Source organism: Paraburkholderia sp. PREW-6R, assembly GCF_039621805.1.
Lineage (GTDB): Bacteria > Pseudomonadota > Gammaproteobacteria > Burkholderiales > Burkholderiaceae > Paraburkholderia.
Genome location: NZ_CP155075.1, coordinates 479,365 through 498,371, shown reverse-complemented (window position 1 = coordinate 498,371; position 19,007 = coordinate 479,365). Strand labels below are relative to the sequence as shown.

The 19,007-nt window shown below is 60.8% G+C and carries 13 protein-coding genes and 2 pseudogenes; 8 read left to right on the top strand and 7 right to left on the bottom strand.

Going from position 1 to position 19,007, the window contains the following annotated elements; translation table 11 throughout:
• Positions 1-59 precede the first annotated feature (59 nt).
• A complete protein-coding gene (locus AAGS40_RS26805) occupies positions 60-1,010 on the bottom strand; it encodes a LysR family transcriptional regulator (protein WP_345817540.1) in 951 nt (316 codons plus the stop codon).
• 170 nt (positions 1,011-1,180) lie between these two features.
• On the opposite strand from AAGS40_RS26805, the pseudogene AAGS40_RS26800 reads away from it, so the two are divergent.
• The 5 genes and pseudogenes from AAGS40_RS26800 to AAGS40_RS26780 all read left to right on the top strand — a co-directional run.
• Positions 1,181-1,609: pseudogene (locus AAGS40_RS26800) on the top strand (hypothetical protein); the annotation flags it as partial.
• A gap of 53 nt (positions 1,610-1,662) precedes the next feature.
• Positions 1,663-2,439, top strand: a complete 777-nt coding sequence (locus AAGS40_RS26795) for an ABC transporter substrate-binding protein (RefSeq protein ID WP_345817539.1) — start codon at positions 1,663-1,665, stop codon at positions 2,437-2,439.
• A gap of 35 nt (positions 2,440-2,474) precedes the next feature.
• On the top strand, positions 2,475-3,329 hold the full coding sequence (locus tag AAGS40_RS26790) for a phytanoyl-CoA dioxygenase family protein (RefSeq protein WP_345817538.1): 855 nt from the start codon (positions 2,475-2,477) through the stop codon (positions 3,327-3,329).
• A 137-nt stretch (positions 3,330-3,466) separates the two neighbouring features.
• Positions 3,467-3,682, top strand: a complete 216-nt coding sequence (locus AAGS40_RS26785; RefSeq protein ID WP_345817537.1) for a hypothetical protein — start codon at positions 3,467-3,469, stop codon at positions 3,680-3,682.
• A 335-nt stretch (positions 3,683-4,017) separates the two neighbouring features.
• Complete coding sequence (locus AAGS40_RS26780) at positions 4,018-4,950, top strand: LysR family transcriptional regulator (protein WP_345817536.1); 933 nt, start codon at positions 4,018-4,020, stop codon at positions 4,948-4,950.
• On the opposite strand, the pseudogene AAGS40_RS26775 reads toward AAGS40_RS26780, so the two are convergent.
• The 4 genes and pseudogenes from AAGS40_RS26775 to AAGS40_RS26760 form a co-directional block, all read right to left on the bottom strand.
• Positions 4,927-5,641 (bottom strand): annotated as a pseudogene (locus AAGS40_RS26775) (SDR family oxidoreductase). The gene AAGS40_RS26780 and the pseudogene AAGS40_RS26775 sit on opposite strands and share 24 nt — an antisense overlap.
• Before the next feature lie 99 nt (positions 5,642-5,740).
• Positions 5,741-6,412 carry a peroxiredoxin-like family protein gene (locus tag AAGS40_RS26770; protein WP_345817535.1) on the bottom strand — a complete coding sequence of 224 codons (672 nt, stop codon included), beginning with the start codon at positions 6,410-6,412 and terminating at the stop codon, positions 5,741-5,743.
• 46 nt (positions 6,413-6,458) lie between these two features.
• The gene (locus tag AAGS40_RS26765) at positions 6,459-7,235 is read right to left on the bottom strand and encodes an enoyl-CoA hydratase/isomerase family protein (RefSeq protein ID WP_345817534.1); all 777 of its coding nucleotides are present in this window, start codon (positions 7,233-7,235) and stop codon (positions 6,459-6,461) included.
• 61 nt (positions 7,236-7,296) lie between these two features.
• Positions 7,297-7,863, bottom strand: coding sequence for a carboxymuconolactone decarboxylase family protein (locus tag AAGS40_RS26760; RefSeq protein WP_345817533.1), 567 nt, complete (start codon positions 7,861-7,863; stop codon positions 7,297-7,299).
• A gap of 805 nt (positions 7,864-8,668) precedes the next feature.
• Here AAGS40_RS26760 and AAGS40_RS26755 point away from each other — a divergent pair.
• From AAGS40_RS26755 to AAGS40_RS26745, 3 genes are all read left to right on the top strand, one after another.
• The gene (locus AAGS40_RS26755; protein WP_345817532.1) at positions 8,669-10,246 is read left to right on the top strand and encodes a GMC family oxidoreductase; all 1,578 of its coding nucleotides are present in this window, start codon (positions 8,669-8,671) and stop codon (positions 10,244-10,246) included.
• Positions 10,247-10,803: 557 nt separating this feature from the next.
• Entirely contained in the window at positions 10,804-12,102 is a 1,299-nt protein-coding gene (locus tag AAGS40_RS26750; RefSeq protein ID WP_345817531.1) for a DUF2254 domain-containing protein, read from the top strand.
• Positions 12,103-12,365: 263 nt separating this feature from the next.
• Positions 12,366-12,608: a hypothetical protein gene (locus AAGS40_RS26745; protein WP_345817530.1), complete on the top strand. Its 243-nt coding sequence runs from the start codon at positions 12,366-12,368 to the stop codon at positions 12,606-12,608.
• Positions 12,609-12,903: 295 nt separating this feature from the next.
• Here the strand turns inward: AAGS40_RS26745 and AAGS40_RS26740 are convergent, their stop codons facing one another.
• Positions 12,904-16,179 (bottom strand): EAL domain-containing protein, encoded by a 3,276-nt coding sequence (locus AAGS40_RS26740; RefSeq protein ID WP_345817601.1) that lies wholly within the window; start codon positions 16,177-16,179, stop codon positions 12,904-12,906.
• Between the two features lie 303 nt (positions 16,180-16,482).
• Positions 16,483-18,018, bottom strand: coding sequence for a methyl-accepting chemotaxis protein (locus AAGS40_RS26735; RefSeq protein WP_345817529.1), 1,536 nt, complete (start codon positions 18,016-18,018; stop codon positions 16,483-16,485).
• Between the last annotated feature and the right edge of the window lie 989 nt (positions 18,019-19,007).

Here is a 19,007-nt window from a genome sequence, read left to right as displayed (position 1 = left end):
ACACCCGTTTTCAACGAAAAACCAAAGATCTCGGATAGACACGACGTGCCAGGTCGAATTCAGATCAACAATTCCACCGATCGCAGCACGTGCTGCGTCTCCGATGATGTCGATGCGACGCCCTCTCGAATCGTCTCGATCATGCAATCAAGAAAGCACGTCGACGCGGCGCTCAGTGGATGGCCGCTACGGAAAATCACGCCGACCATCGCGTCTTCGACGTCTTCTCTCAGCGGAATTGCGCACAGTCCTTCGCGAGCCGCGGTCACCTCGACCAGCGGCCACGGAAACACGCTGACCATATCCGTTTTCCTGAGCAACGATAGCGCGATGGACAACGAATGTGTGACGTGAATCTTGCGCGGCGTCGCCACGTTGTACCGGTGGAACATCGAGTTGGAGCCGGGTGTGTCCGTCTCCGGATCCCACGTTAACAGCCAGTCGAGATCGACCAGATCGGCGAGCGAGCGGGCGTTCGCAAGCGGATGCCGGTCGCGTGTCACCAGCGCACACGTCGAAGAAAACAGCAGGCGGCAGTCGAATTCCGTGCTCGATACCCCCGGTGTCGGGCGGCCAATGAAAAGATCGAGGCTGCCATCGCGCAAACGTGGATTCGCAATGGACAGCAAGCCCTCGAAGAATTCGAGGCGGATGTTCGGCATACGCTCGCAGAAGCGCGTCACGGTGTCGGGCAGGAACGTCATCGCGATCCATGGCGTCACCGCGATCGTGAGTTTGCCGTGCGTGACCCCGCGTAGCGTATCCATTGCTTCCTGCGCACGCGCGATCTGACCGATCATCAGCCGTGCATGAACCAGCAACGTCTGGCCGCTCTCGGTGAGCGTCACACCGGTCGAAGTCCGGGTAACCAACGACATCTGCACGCTTTCTTCGAGCTGCCGCAAATTTTTCGTGATCGCAGCTGGCGATGCGTTCAATGCGCGCGCAGCGCCACGCACGCCCCCAGCTTCGGCGATCGCGACGAGGGTTCGCAGGTGGTGCAGTTTCATGCTTCTCCTGGAACAGGATTGGGTGGCGCACAGCCTAACCGCCAAACCGTGGGCGACGAAGTGTTCACCTTTGGTTGACGTGTTCACAATTCTAGCTCTCCCGGACCTTTTTCTGAAAAGCTACGTTAGCGCTACGTGTTCACTTTTCGGAACCAGGCGACCCGACACGAATGGCCTCTACCCCGGATAATCTCGCCTGCGGCGACGAGATGATTGCGCTGCGCCAGCGCATCCATGCGCATGCCGAACTCGGCTACGAAGCGTTCATGACCTGCGATCTATTCGCGGAGCGCCTTACGCAGTGGGACTACAGCGTCGAACGCGGGTTCGGCGCGACCGGTCTGGTCGGCACGCTGAAGGCAGGCGATGGTGCTCGCAGTTTTGGATTGCGCGCCAACTTGGAAGCGCTGCCGGTCACCGAAAACACCGGTTTGCCCTACGCCAGCGTGCATCCCGACAAGATGCGAGGGTTTCGCGCCGGGCCGTTCATCGCGTCGGCGGATCAGGCAACGGTGCGCGTAACGGGGCACGGCGCGATGCCGCGCAAGAGCGTCGGCCCTGTCGTCGTGTGTGCGGCGATCGTAGTCGCGTTGCAGACCATCGGGCGGTTGGATGCCCATTCACTTTAGACACAACCTCACCGGGGAATGCCATGAAAAACGCGATCTACTCAACCCTTTGGGCGCTAACGATGGCGTCGTTCGCCGCGCACGCGCAAGATCCGCAGACGCTGCGCTTCGGCGTCGATCCGAGTTATCCGCCGTTCGAATCGAAGGCGCCCGACGGTTCGTATGTCGGCTTCGATATCGATCTCGGCAACGCGTTGTGCGCACAATTGCACAAAAAGTGCGTATGGGTCGAGCAGAATTTCGACGGCATGATTCCCGCGCTGAAGGCTCGCAAATTCGACGCGATCCTATCGGCAATGTCGGCAACACCGACGCGCCGTCAGCAGATCGACTTCAGTGATCGCCTGTATATGAGCAGCTCGGCGCTGATCGCGGCTGCGGGTTCGAGTCTTCAACCGACGGCGCAGGCGCTGCAGGGCAAAAGCGTGGGCGTGGTGCAGGGCTCGACGCAGGAAAGCTATGCGAACGCCGAATGGGCGCCTAAAAACGTGAAGGTGGTCGCGTATCAGACGCAGGATCAGATCTATCAGGATCTGGTGACGCACCGGATTGATGCGGCTTTCCAGGCAGCCGTCCAGGCGGATTTCGGTTTTCTGAAGACTCCGCGTGGCGCGGGCTTCGCGCTCGTCGGCAAGCCGGTGAGCGACAGCCGCGTGGCGGGCGATGTCGCGATCGGCCTGCGCAAGGGCGATACTGCACTCAAGACGCAGTTGAATCAGTCGATCATGGCGATTCGACAGGACGGCGTTTATCAGAAGGTCGCCGCGAAATACTTCAATTTCAATATCTACGGCGATTGAACCGCTGGGCCACGTTATTCAGGAGGAGGCAAACAATGGCTGAGTCTTTGAACGAACGCATCGCGCGTGCGGTCACGCCGCAGCTGATCGACGATTTTCGTCGCGATGGCGCAGTGTGTGTCCGGCAGATATTCACCGCCGACGAGATCGACCTGTTACGCGCCGGCATCGAAAGCAACATCGCTTCGCCGAGTCCGCGCGCGAAAGTGGCGAGCCGTCCTGACGACCCCGGCTGGTTCTTCGAAGATTTCTGCAACTGGTCGGAAATCGACGCATACCGCCGCTTCATTTTCGACTCCGCCGCGCCCGCGGTCGCCGCCGCATTGACCGGCAGCGAAACGGTGCGTCTATATCACGATCATCTGCTGGTGAAGGAACCGAACACGCGGCAGCGTACTCCCTGGCATCAGGACCAGCCTTACTACAACATCAGCGGCGGCGACAATGTCAGCATGTGGATTCCAGTGGATCCGGTCACGCACGCGTCGCGGCTCGAATTCGTCGCAGGTTCGCATCTCGGGCCCTGGTTGATGCCGCGCACGTTCATGGATAATCAGGCGAAGTGGTTTCCGGAAGGAAGCCTCGCCGACCTGCCGGATATCGAAGCAAACCGGGACGCGTTTCCGATCATCGGCTGGGCGCTCGAGCCGGGCGATATGGTGTGCTTCAACATGCTGACGTTGCATGCATCGGGCGGCGTCGGCGGGGCGTCGCGGCGCCGCGCGTTTTCGGTTCGCTTCATTGGCGACGATATCCGTCATGCACCGCGTAAGTGGCGCACATCGCCGGAGTTTCCCGGCCTCGCCGAAACTTTGGGAGAAGGGGCGCAGATGGAAAGTCATCTGTTTCCGGTGGTTTGGTCCCGGAGAGGCTTGGAGAAGGCAGAGTAGTCCTGAAATTTCGGGGCTACCGCTGAGTTCCTCAGGCCCCGTCATGTCGGGACGACAGGCGCATCCCGCCAACAGCGGCGGAGAATCGTCGTCTGGATGGCTATGGCCTCGCGTATCTGCATGTCGTCGCGCCACGTGTGCGTGGTAACGATGACGTCACCGCAGTCGGATCTGCGGTATCAGCGAAAGACTTGCGGCGCGTGTTCAACGGCACGCTCATCGCGGCGGGTGGCTTTACTGCGGATAGTGCCCATCGCATGATCGAAGCAGGCGACGCCGATCTCGTCGCATTCGGGCGCCTGTTTGTTTCCAATCCGGATTTGCCGAGCGACTGCGCCTCGGGGCACCGCTGAACCATTACGACCGCTCGACGTTCTACGGCGGCAACGCGCGGGGTTACACCGATTATTCCTTCCATAGCGCTGCGGCGGTTCTCTGAACCGGACTGCGCGCATCGCAAACCGGCCCTGCCGCAGGCGATCCTGCGGCAGGCGATCCTGCGGCAGGGCCGGCTCTTTTGCGGATTGCTTTTGTGAACGGGAGTCAGATGACAAAGACCGATCATTGGCAATTTCATCTCCCTGAGGTTCTGACGCGCTAGACTTCCGCCTGAACACATCTCAGCCACAGATTAACCACAGATCGACCACAGCAGGGACTTTCACGGTCCTCATGGAGAAGCCACAGCATGGACCGGATGGCAGCAATGGAAACGTACGTCAGCGTCGTGGAGGCGGGCTCGTTCTCGGCAGCCGCCAAGCGGCTCAAGCTCGGGCAGCCGGCCGTTTCGAAGTCGATCGCGCAGCTCGAAGAGCGGCTTGGCGTGCGACTGCTGTTGCGCTCGACGCGCGGCCTGACGCCCACCGATGCAGGTCAGCGATTCTACGAGCACGCGAGGCGCGCAATCGAAGAAGTGGACCTGGCCGAGCATGTCGCGCGTGACGCGTCGACCGGGCTATCCGGCGTGCTGCGCATCAGCGCAGCCGTGACCTTCGCCCGGCTTCACATTCTGCCGGCGTTGAAGGCGTTTCTGGACCGGCACCCGAACTTGCAGATCGATATCGTACTGGACGATCGCACCATCGACCTGCTCGAAAACGGCGTGGACGTGGCGCTGCGCATGGGTTCGCTCGACGATTCGACGATGACCGCACGCCGCATCGCGCAAAGCCGTCGGCTGGTAGTCGGAACGCCTGCTTATCTTGCCGGAGCGGGCGTGCCGAAGACCCCTGCGGAGCTCAGCCAACATCAGGTCATCGTGTATTCGTTGCGAGGCGGCGGCGAGTCGTGGGCGTTCAGCCAGCAGGGAAAAGAAGTGGCGGTGGTGGTGTCGGGGCGTGTCAGCGTGAGCGCGGCCGAGGGCATGCGTACGACCTTGCTCGGTGGCATGGGCCTCGCAATCGCGTCGGAATGGATGTTCTCGCCCGAACTTGCCGACGGCACAGTCCAGGCGGTATTGACCGACTGGGAACTGCCCCCGATCGACCTGTGGGCGGTATTCCCGGCGGGACGGCTGGTGAGTGCGAAGGCGCGGGCGTTCGTCGCCTTCGTGGAAGAGATCCTTGGTGTCGCAGGCACGGGCAACGGCAGCGCGCCATCAGAAAGCGAGCTTGCCGATTGACGCACCGCCGTCGACGTAAAGCGTCTGACCGGTCATGAAACCGGCGGCATCGGAGAGCAGAAACGCGATCGTCGCGGCTATTTCATGGGGCTGGCCCAAACGACCCACCGGCACCGAGGCCAGATAGCGCTTCTCGCCTTCACTGCCGGGAGGATTGTTCGCGCGAAACAGCACGGTCTCGGTCGGCCCCGGCGCGACGGCATTCACCGTAATGCCCGTGCCCGCCAGTTCCAGCGCCCACGAACGCGCAAAACTCACCAGCGCGGCCTTCGCTGCTGCATAGGCCGTGCGTTGCGTCATGCCGAGGATCGTCAGGCTGGAAATATTGACGACGCGTCCCCACCCCCGGTCCCGCATGCCGGGAAGCAACGCCTGCACGGTCTGCACGGCAGGGTGAAGATTTAGCGCGAGAACGTCGTCGAGATCGTTTAGCGCGACTTGCCCCAGACGCTGCGGCCTGACTAACGCAACATTGTTCACCACACCATCGAACGCATGACGTCGAACGAGGTCATCGAGCACCGCACCGGTAGCGGCACGGTCGGCCAGATCGACACGGACCAGTTCGCCCGGAAAATTGTTTGCTTCGCGCGAGACCTACCACGTGGTGGCCCTCGGCAATCAGACGTTCTGTCAGCGCGAGGCCAATACCCCTGGTCGCGCCGGTTATAAGGAATTGACGCTGTGTCATCTGATGCCCTCTACGAATCAGAAGGAAGGGAAAGCCGCGCCGAATTCTCCGGCGCGGCGCGGCGTGACGTGGCAGTGGCCAGACGTTGAGCGGTAGGGCTCACGCGTTGGCCGTCGCCTTTTCCAGAACCGGGAACATGTCCGACGGATCGGGACGACGCGTGTAATCCGGGTTGACCTCCGAATACAGCACGATCCCATCCTGTCCGATGACGTAGCGCGCGGGCATCGGCAATGTCCAGCCCGGATCGCTATTGAATGCGGGCAGGTCATTCTTCAGGTTTTTGTACAACTCGATCAGGTAGTCGGGCAACGCGAAGCGCAGGCCGAAGTCAGCGCCCGTCTGACCGTTCACGTCGCTCAATACCGGGAAGCCAAGTTCGTTAGTGCGCACAGACTTTCGGCTGTTGACCGGCGTCTGCGGAGAGATCGCCACCACGTTTGCGCCGTAGGCCTGGATCTGCGGCAGCACTTCGTTGATCGCCTGCAATTCGATATTGCAGTACGGACACCAGACGCCGCGATAGAACGTCACCACCAGTGGACCCTTCACCAGCAGCGCGGCTGAAGAGACGTCGTTGCCATCCTGATCTTTCAGATTGAAATGCGGCGCGCGGTCGCCAGCCTTGATCGCGCGGGCTGCCTGGCCGCTCGTAATCAGCTCTGCCGTGGCGCGTTCCATCACCGGATGAATTTCCGGCGGCGCGTTAAACGGCGGTTTGCCTGCCTTGAAGTCGGCCCGGAAAGCGTCGAGTTTGTCCTGAAGTGACATGAGTGTTCTCCGTTGAGAGGAACTGAGCAACTGACGGATGAGAAGATCAAGCTGCGTTTTGCGCGGCGGCCATGCGAGCCACTTCGGCCGCAGTAATACCTTCGAGGGCCAGGCCATAACCGATGCCTTCGTCGATCACGCGCCGCAGTCGCTGTGTCAGTCCGATGCGGGTGTATCTGGTGGTGAGTGGGGGCTGCTTCGCGATGGTCGATGCGATGGCGTGCGCGCGCAGAAGCAGTTGATCCGCGGGAACGATCTCATTGACGACGCCAAGCGATTTCGCCTCGGCTGCGTCGAGCTTTTGCTGCGTGAGTATGAAGTACCGGCCGCGAATACTGCCGATCATTTCCGGCCAGAGCAGATGGACGCCGTCATTCGGAGCGATGCCGAACGCGGCGTGCGGCATGTCCTGGAAGATCGTGTCGGACGTGGCCAACACGATGTCGCACAGCAGGACGTATTCTGAATGCAGCAGGACGGGGCCGTTCAACGCGGCAATCATCGAGACTTCGATGTCCAGGATGTTCATCAGGATCTTGCGCCCTTCGCGGAAGATCTTGTCGTAGCCACGCGGCGTGAAGAAATCGAACCCGTCCGGAGAGATTGCGTCCATGAACGCGTCACCGCTTCCTGTCAGGATGACCACGCGGTTATCCGGATCTTCGCCGATCTGATGAAACATGTCGGTGAACTGTTCATGCGTATGTCCATTGAAGACAAGCTTCTTTCCATCAGTATGAAACCGGACTTCGAGCACACCGTCCGGCGTGCGGGTCAGCGTCGCGTTAGGGTAGGCGTTTTTATAGTGGTCGAACGTGGACATTTCAGTTCCTCGATAAGGCTGGCAGCAGATTGGACGGAGCCACTCGGCTCCCGAGAATGGATCAGGCGGTGACGGCGACAGGTTTGGTCCACTCGTTACCGGCCATGAAGGCGTCGAGTTCGGTGTGGACGATGTGGTTGGTGTAGTTGCTCATCACCTTGGTGGCCACGCCCAGGATCACTTCAAGCACGTTCTGACGGGTGTAGCCAGCGGCGAGGAAAGCGTCGACTTCGGCGTCGGGAACGAAGCCCCGTTCACGCACCACGAGCGTCGTGAATCGATGCAGCGCTTCGAGCTTTGCATCGGGCAGCGGCGTGCCGGCGCGCAGCGCTGCGATCACACCTGCATCCATCTTGATCATCTTTGCGAGCGTGCTGTGACCGGCCATGCAATAGTGGCAGTTGTTCTCGAAGTTCGAGGTCAGGTAGACCACCTGCTGTTCGTGCGGTGTCAGCGTGCTCTTCGAGAACAGATCCCACAGCGCCGAATAGCCGGCGAGCAGCGCGGACGATTCCGCCATATGCGCCTGAAGATTGGGGACGAAGCCAAAGGCACGTTTCGTGTCTTCGAGGCTGGCCTTCGAGGCAGCCGGTGCGTTATCGATCGTGTACTTCTGGAAGTTGCTCATCGTTTTGCTCCTGTCGGTTGACGGTGAGCAAATGATGAAGGTCAGCGCCTTTTGGAAGAAGGCAGGTGCCGTCGATAACAGTCATTCCTGGGAGGCATAAAGCAAGGCGACATTCAAGCGGACTGACTGAAAAGCGCTGATGGTCCACGAACCGGAAGAAGACTTGCAACGGGCTGTACCCGGCCACGAGCCGTCGTTCGAGGTCGCTGTTCAATTTGAATAGCAGAGGTCTAGTCGGTCCCCGCTCAATGGCCCGTTTCCGGCGAGCAAATTGCCCGTTGGCACCGCCTCAACCCGACCAGGACGGGACGTTGCGACGTAGCACTGAACGGCCGCTCCAGTGTCCGAAAGAGACGCTCGTCGCGCAAAGTCACACGCAGAAAGTCCGAGTGCGTTCTGGAAAAGCACGGCTGTGCAGTCCGGCAGAAAAACGCATGCGATACCGGGCGCGCGCGATAGTTCCTGCGATCGCTGTGGCGAGCATCCCACCCACAATCGGCGCGGACTGCACGAGCGCTGTTGCAATCCCCAACTGCCGCTTGCCCGCGACCTGTTGCGCGAAAACGGGATCGCTGTATTCGTCGTTCAAGCGCTCAGCACCAAGCCTGGGTCCGCAACATGTCGATAAATGCGACCGCGCAGCCGCTTTAGTGGCCGAATAAGCCAGTTAATGAAGGGCCCGCCGACCACCCCATCACGAATTACGTGACACTTACAGGACCGGTTTGTGCGCGCCAACGGGCGCTGCGGGCGTCATCGCCCCTACCCGTCCACTGCAGTCCTGCACATTCTGTCGAGGAAAAAGATGAGTCACTACGATGTCATTGTGATCGGGAGCGGACCAGGCGGTGCTTCGCTCGCCCATAAACTGGCTTCGACCGGCAAACAGATCCTGCTGCTCGAGCGCGGCGACTACCTGAAGCGCGAACCCGCGAACTGGGACTCGAAAACAGTGTTCGTTGATGGCAGGTATCAGACTCGTGAGACCTGGTATGGCGCCGATGGCAGCAGTTTTCATCCCGGATTGCACTACTACGTAGGCGGGAATTCGAAGGTATATGGGGCGGCGCTCTTCAGGCTTCGCGAGCGCGATTTCGAACAACTCCAGCATAAGGACGGGATATCCCCTGCGTGGCCGTTGAAATACGCCGACTTCGAACCGTATTATGCCGAGGCGGAACGCCTGTTCCACGTCCACGGGCAACGTGGCGAAGATCCTTGTGAACCGGTCGCCAGTACCCCGTACCCCTATCCGGCGGTATCCCATGAGCCGGCGATCCAGGCACTCAACGACGCGTTGCTCAAGGCGGGCCTTCATCCGTTTCACCTGCCACTCGGCATCCTTCTCGATGAACAAAACGGCAATGTCACGCCGACGAGCACGTGTATCCGTTGCGACGCCTTTGACGGTTTCCCCTGTCTGCTCAACGGCAAAGCGGACGCGCAGGTAATGTGCGTCGACCCGGCGCTGGCGGCTTATCCCAATCTCACACTGAAAACGAAAGCGTACGTGAGCCGGCTTGAAACTGATCCGTCTGGACGAACGGTAACGGGCGTATGCGTTCAACGCCCGGACAGGGAGGAGCGCTACACGGGCGATATCGTCGTGGTCGCATGTGGAGCGTTGTCATCGGCGCTATTGCTATTGCGCTCCGGCAGTGACAGACATCCTGGCGGACTGGCTAACGGCTCCGATCAGGTCGGCCGCAATTATATGCGTCACAACCAGTCGATATTGATGGCGCTCATGCGCGAGCCGAACGACACGGTCTTTCAGAAGACACTGGCCATCAGTGACTTCTATTTCGGGGCGGACGACTGGGAATACCCGCTTGGCCTCATCCAGATGTGCGCGACCTCCCACGCCGACCAGATCCGGGGGGAGGCGCTGCCGGGCTGGCTGGAATGGCTCCCCGAAATGCCGTTCGAGTCGATGGCACGCCATTCCATGGACTTCTGGCTGTCGACCGAGGACCTGCCGCGCCCCGACAACCGGATTCGGTACGACGGGCAGCGGGTGGTCCTCGACATCAGGGAAGGCAATATGGAAGCCCATCACAGGCTGAAGAAAAAACTTGAAGCGCTGCTCGCTGACGCGGGGGCTCATGCAAAGATGATGGAGCGAAATCTTTACCTCGGAAAAAACATTCCCATTGGCGGGACTGCTCATCAGGCGGGTACGCTGCGCTTTGGTACGAACCCGGCGACATCGGTACTCGATGTGAATTGCAAGGCGCATGAAGTCGACAACCTATACGTCACAGATGCCAGCTTCTTTCCGTCGATCGGCGCGGTCAATCCGACCTTGACCATCATCGCCAACGCGCTGCGTGTCGCTGATCGGATCGGCGAACGGCTTGGCGTGAAGCCGGCGGCCGCATGACAACCAGCAGAAAAAAGATCACGGTATGAAGCGATCAGCCTTGCCCGTTCAGACATGCAGCGCCGACGGCAGCTAGCGGAGCCCTCTTCTTTCTTATATCAACCTGATCTCCGGGCGAAGCATACTCTTTTCGCATCGCCGGGTTATTGCGAAAGCTGGAAGCGAATGGGCTGCGTGCTTGCGACATTGAGTGTATCGATACGGTGCGCGCTCAAGGCTTGCGTTCAGCATGCACCTGTCGACGTAATGTCGTTCCAAGGCAGACGCGAGTTTCAAGCAAGCGATTCCAGATAAGACATTGGGAGTAAAACTAGCCAGCAACAATAGCTTCGCGGTCCTTGAGCATTTGAGCCAAGCACGATTCATCCCAAGCATAAAGGAACCGTCAGTATGAGACGCGCGGCGCTTCGCACACCGAGAACCATGCTCGTCGCCCGCTCGGGCCTACGGAAAGCGAGTCAACAGAATGCCAGGTCTGGTTTCGAATATTCCAGCCACAGGCGTGCAATCTGCTACGGATGCCAGCATTTGAGTCTCAACGTCATCTGGAGGCGCACTTGGCACGCTGGCAATGGATTTTGTTGCAATTCGTGCGGAAATTGTGGGTCAGGGCGACTCTCATAGGCGCGCTCGGGGTGCTGGCAGCGGTCGCGGCGGCGGTTGCCGAGCGATATCTGCCCTGGCAATTTTCCGGCAACATTGGCGCGGACGCAGTCGAAAGCATCCTCTCGATTATGGCGTCGAGCATGCTGGCAGTCACCACGTTTTCGCTGAACATCATGACTTCCGCCTACGGGTCGGCCACCAATACCGTCACGCCGCGCGCGACCATTCTGCTGATTCAGGACAGCGTCACGCAGAACGCGCTGTCAACGTTCGTCGGCTCCTTTCTGTTCAGCATGGTTGCGCTAGTCGTGCTCAAGGTGGGCGCGTATGGGCCGCAGGGGCGTTCAGTGCTCTTCGTGATGACGATCATCGTGATCGCGCTCGTGGTCATCGCCCTGCTACGCTGGATCAATCACCTGACGCTGCTCGGCCGCGTCGGCGAGACGACTGACCGGGTCGAGGAGGCCACCCGTTCTGCTATCGAGGACCGGCTCGACGAACCGTTTCTTGGCGGCAGGGAGCTCGGTGATCCCTCCACCCAGATTCCCGATGGCTGCGAGCCACTTCATGCGGGTGCCACCGGCTATGTGCAATACGTGGATATGGCTACCATCCAGGCTGAGGGAGAGCGGACCGGCCGCGAGATTTACGTGCTTGCCATTCCAGGGATGTTCGTCTACCCGAATTCTGTCGTCGCGTGGCTCGGCGCGCCGGAGCAGGAAGCTGATGGAACGGCGAAAGAAGCGTCAAAAAGGATACGGAGTGCTATTCGTACCGGCGTGAGACGCAACTACGATCAGGACCCACGCTTCGGTGTGGTCGTGCTGAGCGAGGTCGCCATTCGCGCATTGTCGCCCGCCGTAAACGACCCCGGTACCGCGATCGACGTGATTGGACGGCAAGCCCGATTGCTCTCGCTCTGGGCGGAAGGCCCACGCCTGAAAAAGGGCACGCCGCCGCGCTTCAGTCGCGTTCATGTTGTCGCGATCTCTTCGCACGACCTGTTCGACGACGCATTCCGCGTTATCGCCCGCGATGGCGCCGCAATGGTCGAAATCCAGCTGCGGTTGCAGAAGACATTTCGCTCACTCGGACAAATGGGCGACAAGCTATTTCAGGAGGCCGCACGTCATCAGTCTGGGCTTGCACTGACACGGGCCTTGGATGCCATGACTCTCGAGGATGACAGGATACTGGTCAGGTCGGTTGTTGAACGTCCTACGTCGACGTTGAGGCGAACAGGTAATTAACGAGGTTGGGTGTCAAGTATCCTGTTCCGCGGTGGCAAGTGCTGCATTAGCGTTGTGGGTGCGCGGCGCAACAAGGATTCGTTCGTGTGAGTCCGGATCGCCCACTGTACTCGGCTGGCTGCTTCCCGCGACCGAATGGATTCTGCATCCATGGCCACCCGGCTTTGTGTCTCTCGATGCCGCGATTCTGACGAGCGCGTACAGGTACTCGTTCCAGGCCAGACACACGCATTCTGGAGTAGATTCATGGCAGCAGTGAGTCGATGGTGCGCTATCGCGACGTTGGGTGGGTGTTCCGGAGCGTGCTGCATGGCGAAACGCCCGACGAAGCGCTGTGCGTCCAAATCGACAATCAGGCGGCATCGCACCTCCTGATCAGAAGGCTGACGGCAAACTACATTCCTTTTTATACTGCAGACGTGCCTCTGCCCGCCGAACCGCAGGCGTTTGTTCGGCTCAACCCCGCCGTACCTGGTGAAGTCGTCTTATCGATAACGCGCGGCTGAGGCATTCCTGGCATCAGGCCGTGCAAGGCGTCGCTAAACGCGCGTTCCGCCCGAACCCGGCGTCGTCGCGAAGTGAGCGAGCCGAATAAAAACTTCAAGGAGAACGCAGGAATGAATACGAACCATATGAAGCGCAGAAAGTGCCGGTCGTGAGCGGCAGTTCCGGAATCGGTGGGGCCGCCGCGCAGGCTTCCATCGCACATGGCGGGATTCGACACGGCACATACTGCGGCATGATCCTGGCAGCATCCGGCTGCAAATGCGATAGCGCATTGGATGTACAGGTGCCGCTCCGCTAGCTCTCGAGTACCGCCCCCTCACGGCTAAGCGTACGCGCGTGCGACCACGCGGGCAAAGCGTCGCCGGCAATCGCCTGTGAGAAGAGGAAGCCCTGCAGTTCATCGCAGCCGAGCCCGCGCAGCGTCGCCGCCTGATGTTCGCTCTCGACGCCCTCCGCGACCACACGCAAGCCGAGGTGGTGCCCGAGATCGACTATCGCCCTGACGATCGCAAGGTCAGCGGCAGCGTCGAGCATGTCGCGCACGAACGCGCGGTCGATCTTCAGTCGGTCGAGCGGAAAACGGTTCAGATAGCTGAGGCTCGAATAGCCGGTGCCAAAGTCGTCGAGCGACAGCCGTACACCGAGCGCACGCAACGCGCGAATCGCGATGACATAGCTTTTGTCGTGATCGACCAGCACGGTCTCGGTGATCTCCAGTTCGAGGCAATGCGGCGGCACGCGATGCTTCTGAAGACTCTCCGCCACCACGCCGACCAACGCCTCGTCGCGCAACTGGATCGCCGAAAGATTGATCGACGCACTCAGCACGAGACCGTCGCGCTCGCGCCAGCTCGCCAACTGACGGCACGCCTCGTCGATCACCCAGGCGCCGATCGGAATGATCAGGCGCGTTTCCTCGGCCAGCCCGATGAACTGCGCCGGCGCCACGTTGCCGTGCGTGGCGCTGTGCCAACGCAACAGTCCTTCGACGCTCGCCAGCGCTCCGGTATTCGCGTCGACACACGGCTGCCATGCGAGGCGCAGTTCGCCCTGCTCAATGGCGCCGCGCAGACACGTTTCGAGCGACAGCCGGTAACGCGTGTGCGCGGCCATGTCGGCGGAGAAAAACGCAACCTGATTGCGTCCCGCCGCTTTCGCCTGATACATGGCGGTGTCGGCGTTCTGCATCAACGTGTCGATGTCGCCGCCATCGTCCGGATAAAGCGCGACGCCGATGCTGCACGACACCTGCAGCGTCATGCCGCCCACTTCGTGCGGCTCGGAAAGCAGCGCGACCAGTCTTTCGTCGATCGTGCGCATCACGTCGCTCACTTCATGCACGTCGTTGAGGATCACGGTGAATTCGTCGCCGCCGAGGCGGCTAACCGTGTCGTGGCTGCGCACCGCCTGCAGCAGACGCCGCGACACCGAGCGCAGCAGCCCGTCGCCAACGTGATGACCGAGCGAATCGTTGATGTTCTTGAAACGGTCGAGGTCGATGGACAGCACGGCGATGCGTTGCCGCGTGCCGCGCCCGCGAGCGATCGCGGCGTCCAGACGCGTGCCGAACAGCGCCCGATTCGGCAATTCGGTGAGCACGTCGTGTTCGGCGAGAAACTGGATGCGCGCCTCGCTCTTTTTTCGGTCGGTGATGTCGATCAGCGTACCGATGTAATGTGACACGCTGCCATGCTTGTCGCGCACAGTGCTGATCATCATCCACGCCGGGTAATCGCCGCCGTGCCGACGCCGCACCAGCGCCTCGCCGTTCCACGTGCCCTTGCGTTCGGTACGCTCGACAATGCGCGCGAACGGCACGAGCGCGCCGTGTTCGTCGGTAGCGCGCTCATGCACGGCGACGAATGCGAGCGGTTTGCCCGCAACGTCGTCGCTGCAATAGCCGGTCGCGCGATAGAACGCCGGATTGCCGGTCACGAAGCGCGCGTCGGCGTCGAGAATCACGATCGCTTCGGACGACGCGTCAAACACGCGTCCCCACAACGCAAGGCGCTGCTCCATGAGCTTGATCTGGTTGATCGGCGTGAATGCGGTGAGAATGGCATCGCGGCCCTGAAAGTCGAGGCGGCGCGCCGACAACATCGCCCACGTCGGCTGTGCGGTCGCTTTCCAGTGCACCTCGAACTGATCGATTGCCTCATGATCCGATAGTTGCTGAAAGAAACGCGCGCGCGTTGACGAGTCGAGACCGAGCGCCCACGGATCTTCCGTCGAGCCGTTCAGCCAGAAAAGCCCGGGCTTGTTCACATGCAGCACTTCATGACCCGGAATCGCGGTGACGACCATCGGCACCGGCGTCGCCTCGACGATCGCGTGCTGCGCCGCCGACGCGCGGGTCGTCGCCGCGAGCTCTTTCTGCACGTCGCGTTCATGATCGAGTTGCGCGAGCATGTCGTTAAAGCCACGCACCAGCTGACCGATCTCATCCTGACTGTGCCAGCTTGCGCGCTGCGAATGGTCGCCCGTGCGACGCACCAGATCCATCACGCGCGCGAGCTTGCGCAACGGCGACGAGATCTGCTGCGCGACGGTGTAGACCATGCCGAGAATCCCGCACAGCAGAAACAGTGCGGTGCCGAGATGCAGCCACATGCGCGAGAACAAGCCGGCGACGCGCGCTTTCAGCATCACGTCGAGGCGCTCGTTGGTGATGCGCCAGCTCTCGCTCGCACTGTCGATGAAGGCGCGCTGTGTCGCGTCGACAATCGACAGCGTAGCGGCGTCGAGCACGCCAGCGTCGCCGTCCACCGCTACACGCGAGGCATGCCGGAACGCTTCGACCGACGTGCGCATGCGCGCCACCGAAGGTGCGAGCGCTGTCGCGAACGCGTGATTCGCCGCCCCCGCCTCGGAGAAATCAGAGCCAAACTGCTGCATTACTGCGTCGAGTTGACCTTCGAGCACGAGGTAACGCGTGCGCACTTCCGCGCGTGTGCGCGCACTGTCCGCCGGCCGCGAGCGGCTCAGACCGTCGTGCAGCTGCTTGCCGATCGCATCGATCGCTGCAATCAGCGCGGGATAACGCAGGATCGATTGAGACATGGCGTAGTAGCTGTCCAGGTCAGGATCGAGGATCAGGTTCGACTGATTGCCCACACGCGTAATGAGCTCGCCGCTCGCGGTCAGCGCGGCTGCGGTGCTGACCCCGTGCGGAGTTTCTTGCGTTGTTTGTGGAGACGTACGGCTCGCCACGGTCTGATGCGACAGCGTGTCGAGCGCGTCGCGCAACGCGCTGTTCAACTCCGCGCTTTGCATGCCTTTGCCGTAGCGCTTCTCGGCGTGCGCGAGATCGTCGATCGCTGCGCGCCATGTCGCCGGCGACAGATTTTCGCCCGCGCCCGCCATCGCGACATCGACGAGCGCGTTCTTCACCACGCGCACATACGCGTCGCCGTCGATCTCCTTGTTGGAGAAGTTGATTGCCAGGTACTTTTCGTGGATCAGAATGCCGCTGATGTAGAACACGGCGGTGAGATCGAGAAGATAAATGAGCAGCAGCTTGCGCCCGACCCGAAGCCGCGACAGCAGCCGCGAGAACGGATTGCGCGTGATCGCGCTACGCGCCGCCCGGCCGCACACCTGCGCAAGACGATGTACGCGCCGGCGAACAAAGTGAGGCAGCACAGCCGTGACGTGGCGAAGCATAGAGGCGATCCGTTAGTGAGGACGAGCCGGCCACCCATAAAATCGACCGGATACCATCCCTAACGGCGTCTAATATTTGAACTTTAGCGCCTGCTTAATATTCCCACTTAGTGTGCCTTGATGCGCAATTCGAGTGCGTTCCAGGCCACAAACGGGCGCGTAACGGGTCGACATGGGCAGTCTGTGCTACCCACCTTTCTTCCATAACGTCTATGCCCGCAACTGAAACCGCCCTGCCGCCGCCTTCAGCATCACCGTCTGTTCCTTCAGCGACGCCGCCGCGGCAGCAGCCTGTTCCACTAACGCCGCGTTCTGCTGCGACATCTCGTCGAACTGCGAAACCGCGCGATTCACTTCCTTGATGCCTTCGCTCTGTTCAGCGGACGCCGTCGCGATTTCGTTCATGATTGCCGTCACGCGGGTGACCGCGCTGCGCACTTCGCTGATGGTTTCACCCGCGCGGGCGACGAGTCGCGAGCCGTCCGCGACACGCGCGGTCGAGTTGCCGATCAGTTCCTTGATTTCCTTCGCCGCCACCGCCGAGCGTTGGGCGAGCGTGCGCACTTCGCCTGCAACGACGGCAAAGCCGCGTCCCTGTTCGCCGGCCCGCGCCGCTTCTACGGCGGCGTTGAGCGCCAGAATATTGGTTTGAAACGCAATTCCTTCGATCACGCTGATGATCTCGCTCATCTTGCGCGCACTTCCGTCAATTTCGCCCATCGTGGTGATGACCCGATCGACAACCTCGGTGCCCGCTGCGGCCGCCGTGCTCGTCGATTCGGCAAGCGCCTGCCCCTGGCGCGCGTTTTCGGCGTTTTGCGTGACGGCGTTGGTCAATTGCGCCATGCTCGCCGCCGTTTCCTCGACCGACGCCGCCTGTGCTTCCGTGCGTTGCGACAGATCGCTGTTTCCCGCCGAGATCTGGTGCGTAGCCGCGGCAATGGATTCCGTGCCGCTCGCAATCTGCTCGATCATCGTGGCAATGCCTTGCTGCATGGTGGCGACGCTCCCCACCAGTCGGCCCATCTCGTCGCGGGAATCAAGATGCAACTCGCCGCTCATGTCGCCTTTCGCAATCCGCTCGAAGTGACGCACCGTGAGATCGAGCGGACGCGAGATCGCGCGCAGCAGCGTGAAACCGCTCGTTACGCACGCGATCAGCCCCAGCGCGATCGCGACGAGCGTGAAGGTCAGCAGCGTGTTGTAGCGAACCTGCGCGGATTCGTAGCGCGCCGCGCCCTGCTCGTTGCGGAATTTGTCGAGCGCCGCTGTTTTTTGCGTCAACGCGGCGGCAAGCGGCGGAATGTCGACCATCGCAAGCCGGTCGGCGGAGGCGTGGTCTCCTTTGCGCATGGCATCGACCATCGGCTGGATCGCCTTGTCGAGCAGCGCGCCGCGTGCGTCCGCCACGTCCTTCGACAGCGCGGCCTCTTCCTCGGACGCCGGCAGCGCCTGATAAGCGGCCCACGCCTTGTTCGACACCGCCAGATAGTTGAGCGCCTTGTCAATCAGCGCGGGTGTGTCCGCTGCTTCAGGGTGCAGCAGCACGCGGTCGAGTGTCGTGCGCACCACCGTCAGGTTCAGATTCGAGCGGCCGAGCGCTGTCGCGGCCGTCACGTCATTCATATAAGCCTGTTTAACTGTGCCGTTCGAAGCCCGCATACCGGCCATCCCGAACAGGCCGGTCACAACCAGCAATACGCCGAGCAGCGCCAGGGTCGCCAGGAGGCGAAATTTGATCGTCATATTCAGGCGCATGCCGGGTAATCCTGTAGGAATCGAGACTGTTTAACGGCACGCAAGCCGCAAACTTGACGTTCCCTACGGATCGGTCAACGCCTTCGTGGGTGTCGATGTCCGCACCCGCAGCCGGACTATCGCGTGCCAAGAAGTCCTTTGTGCGCGAGAACCTCCGCAGGATCGACACGATGGAGTCGCCAAACAACAGCCATCATCCATCGAATAGTTATCCGAGTGCCTGGGTATGTCGTTGCTCATCGAGGCGGAGGAGAAAAGCGCGGCGTGATCAGCACAGGCGGGCCTACGTGTAACCGGGTACACGGCCGGTCGCAGAGCGGAGTGAAGTCATCATTACGAGCCATCATGCAAGTCGTCGATGAGCGACGATGACTTCCCTACACACAGCTCGAGTCCCCGATCAGCGACCGGTGATCGTTCGTGCTACTCGATAGCATCAAGCCGGAAGTCCGGTTTGCCGACAAACATGTTGGCCGCTCGGCCAAGGTGCGTGTGTACACAGTTCCCTTAGAACGCTTGATGACCGTGACTTCTTCGTCTCCGGTTTAAAAACAAATTCGGACTACGATTTTTTATTGAAGGTTGTCGACGATTGCCCGTCGCGTCAGGCATTGGCCCATATTCGCTTCAACCATTCGCACCAGTTAAGAGTAAGGACCGGTTATGAGGTGTAACGGTCTTTCCGTCGAATCATTGGCGATCAGACGCTCAGGAAGGGAATGTCTTTACGGAGCAAGAGTCCTGGAAGCAGGAACTCGATGCATGGTGTTGCAAGCGCCTGGCTCCTACGGCATAACGCCGTGGCGTCCCTCTCGAACCGGGTATTGGCTGCGCTCGTGCATTCAATTTCGAATTCATCGTTTACCCCACTTCTTACATAGTCGGTCCTCGACATTGAGTTGCGTCTCCTATATTGAGGTCGTATCTCGAGGTATCGAGTCCCAGATTTCCGGCCAGTTTATTTTTATCAGACTAAC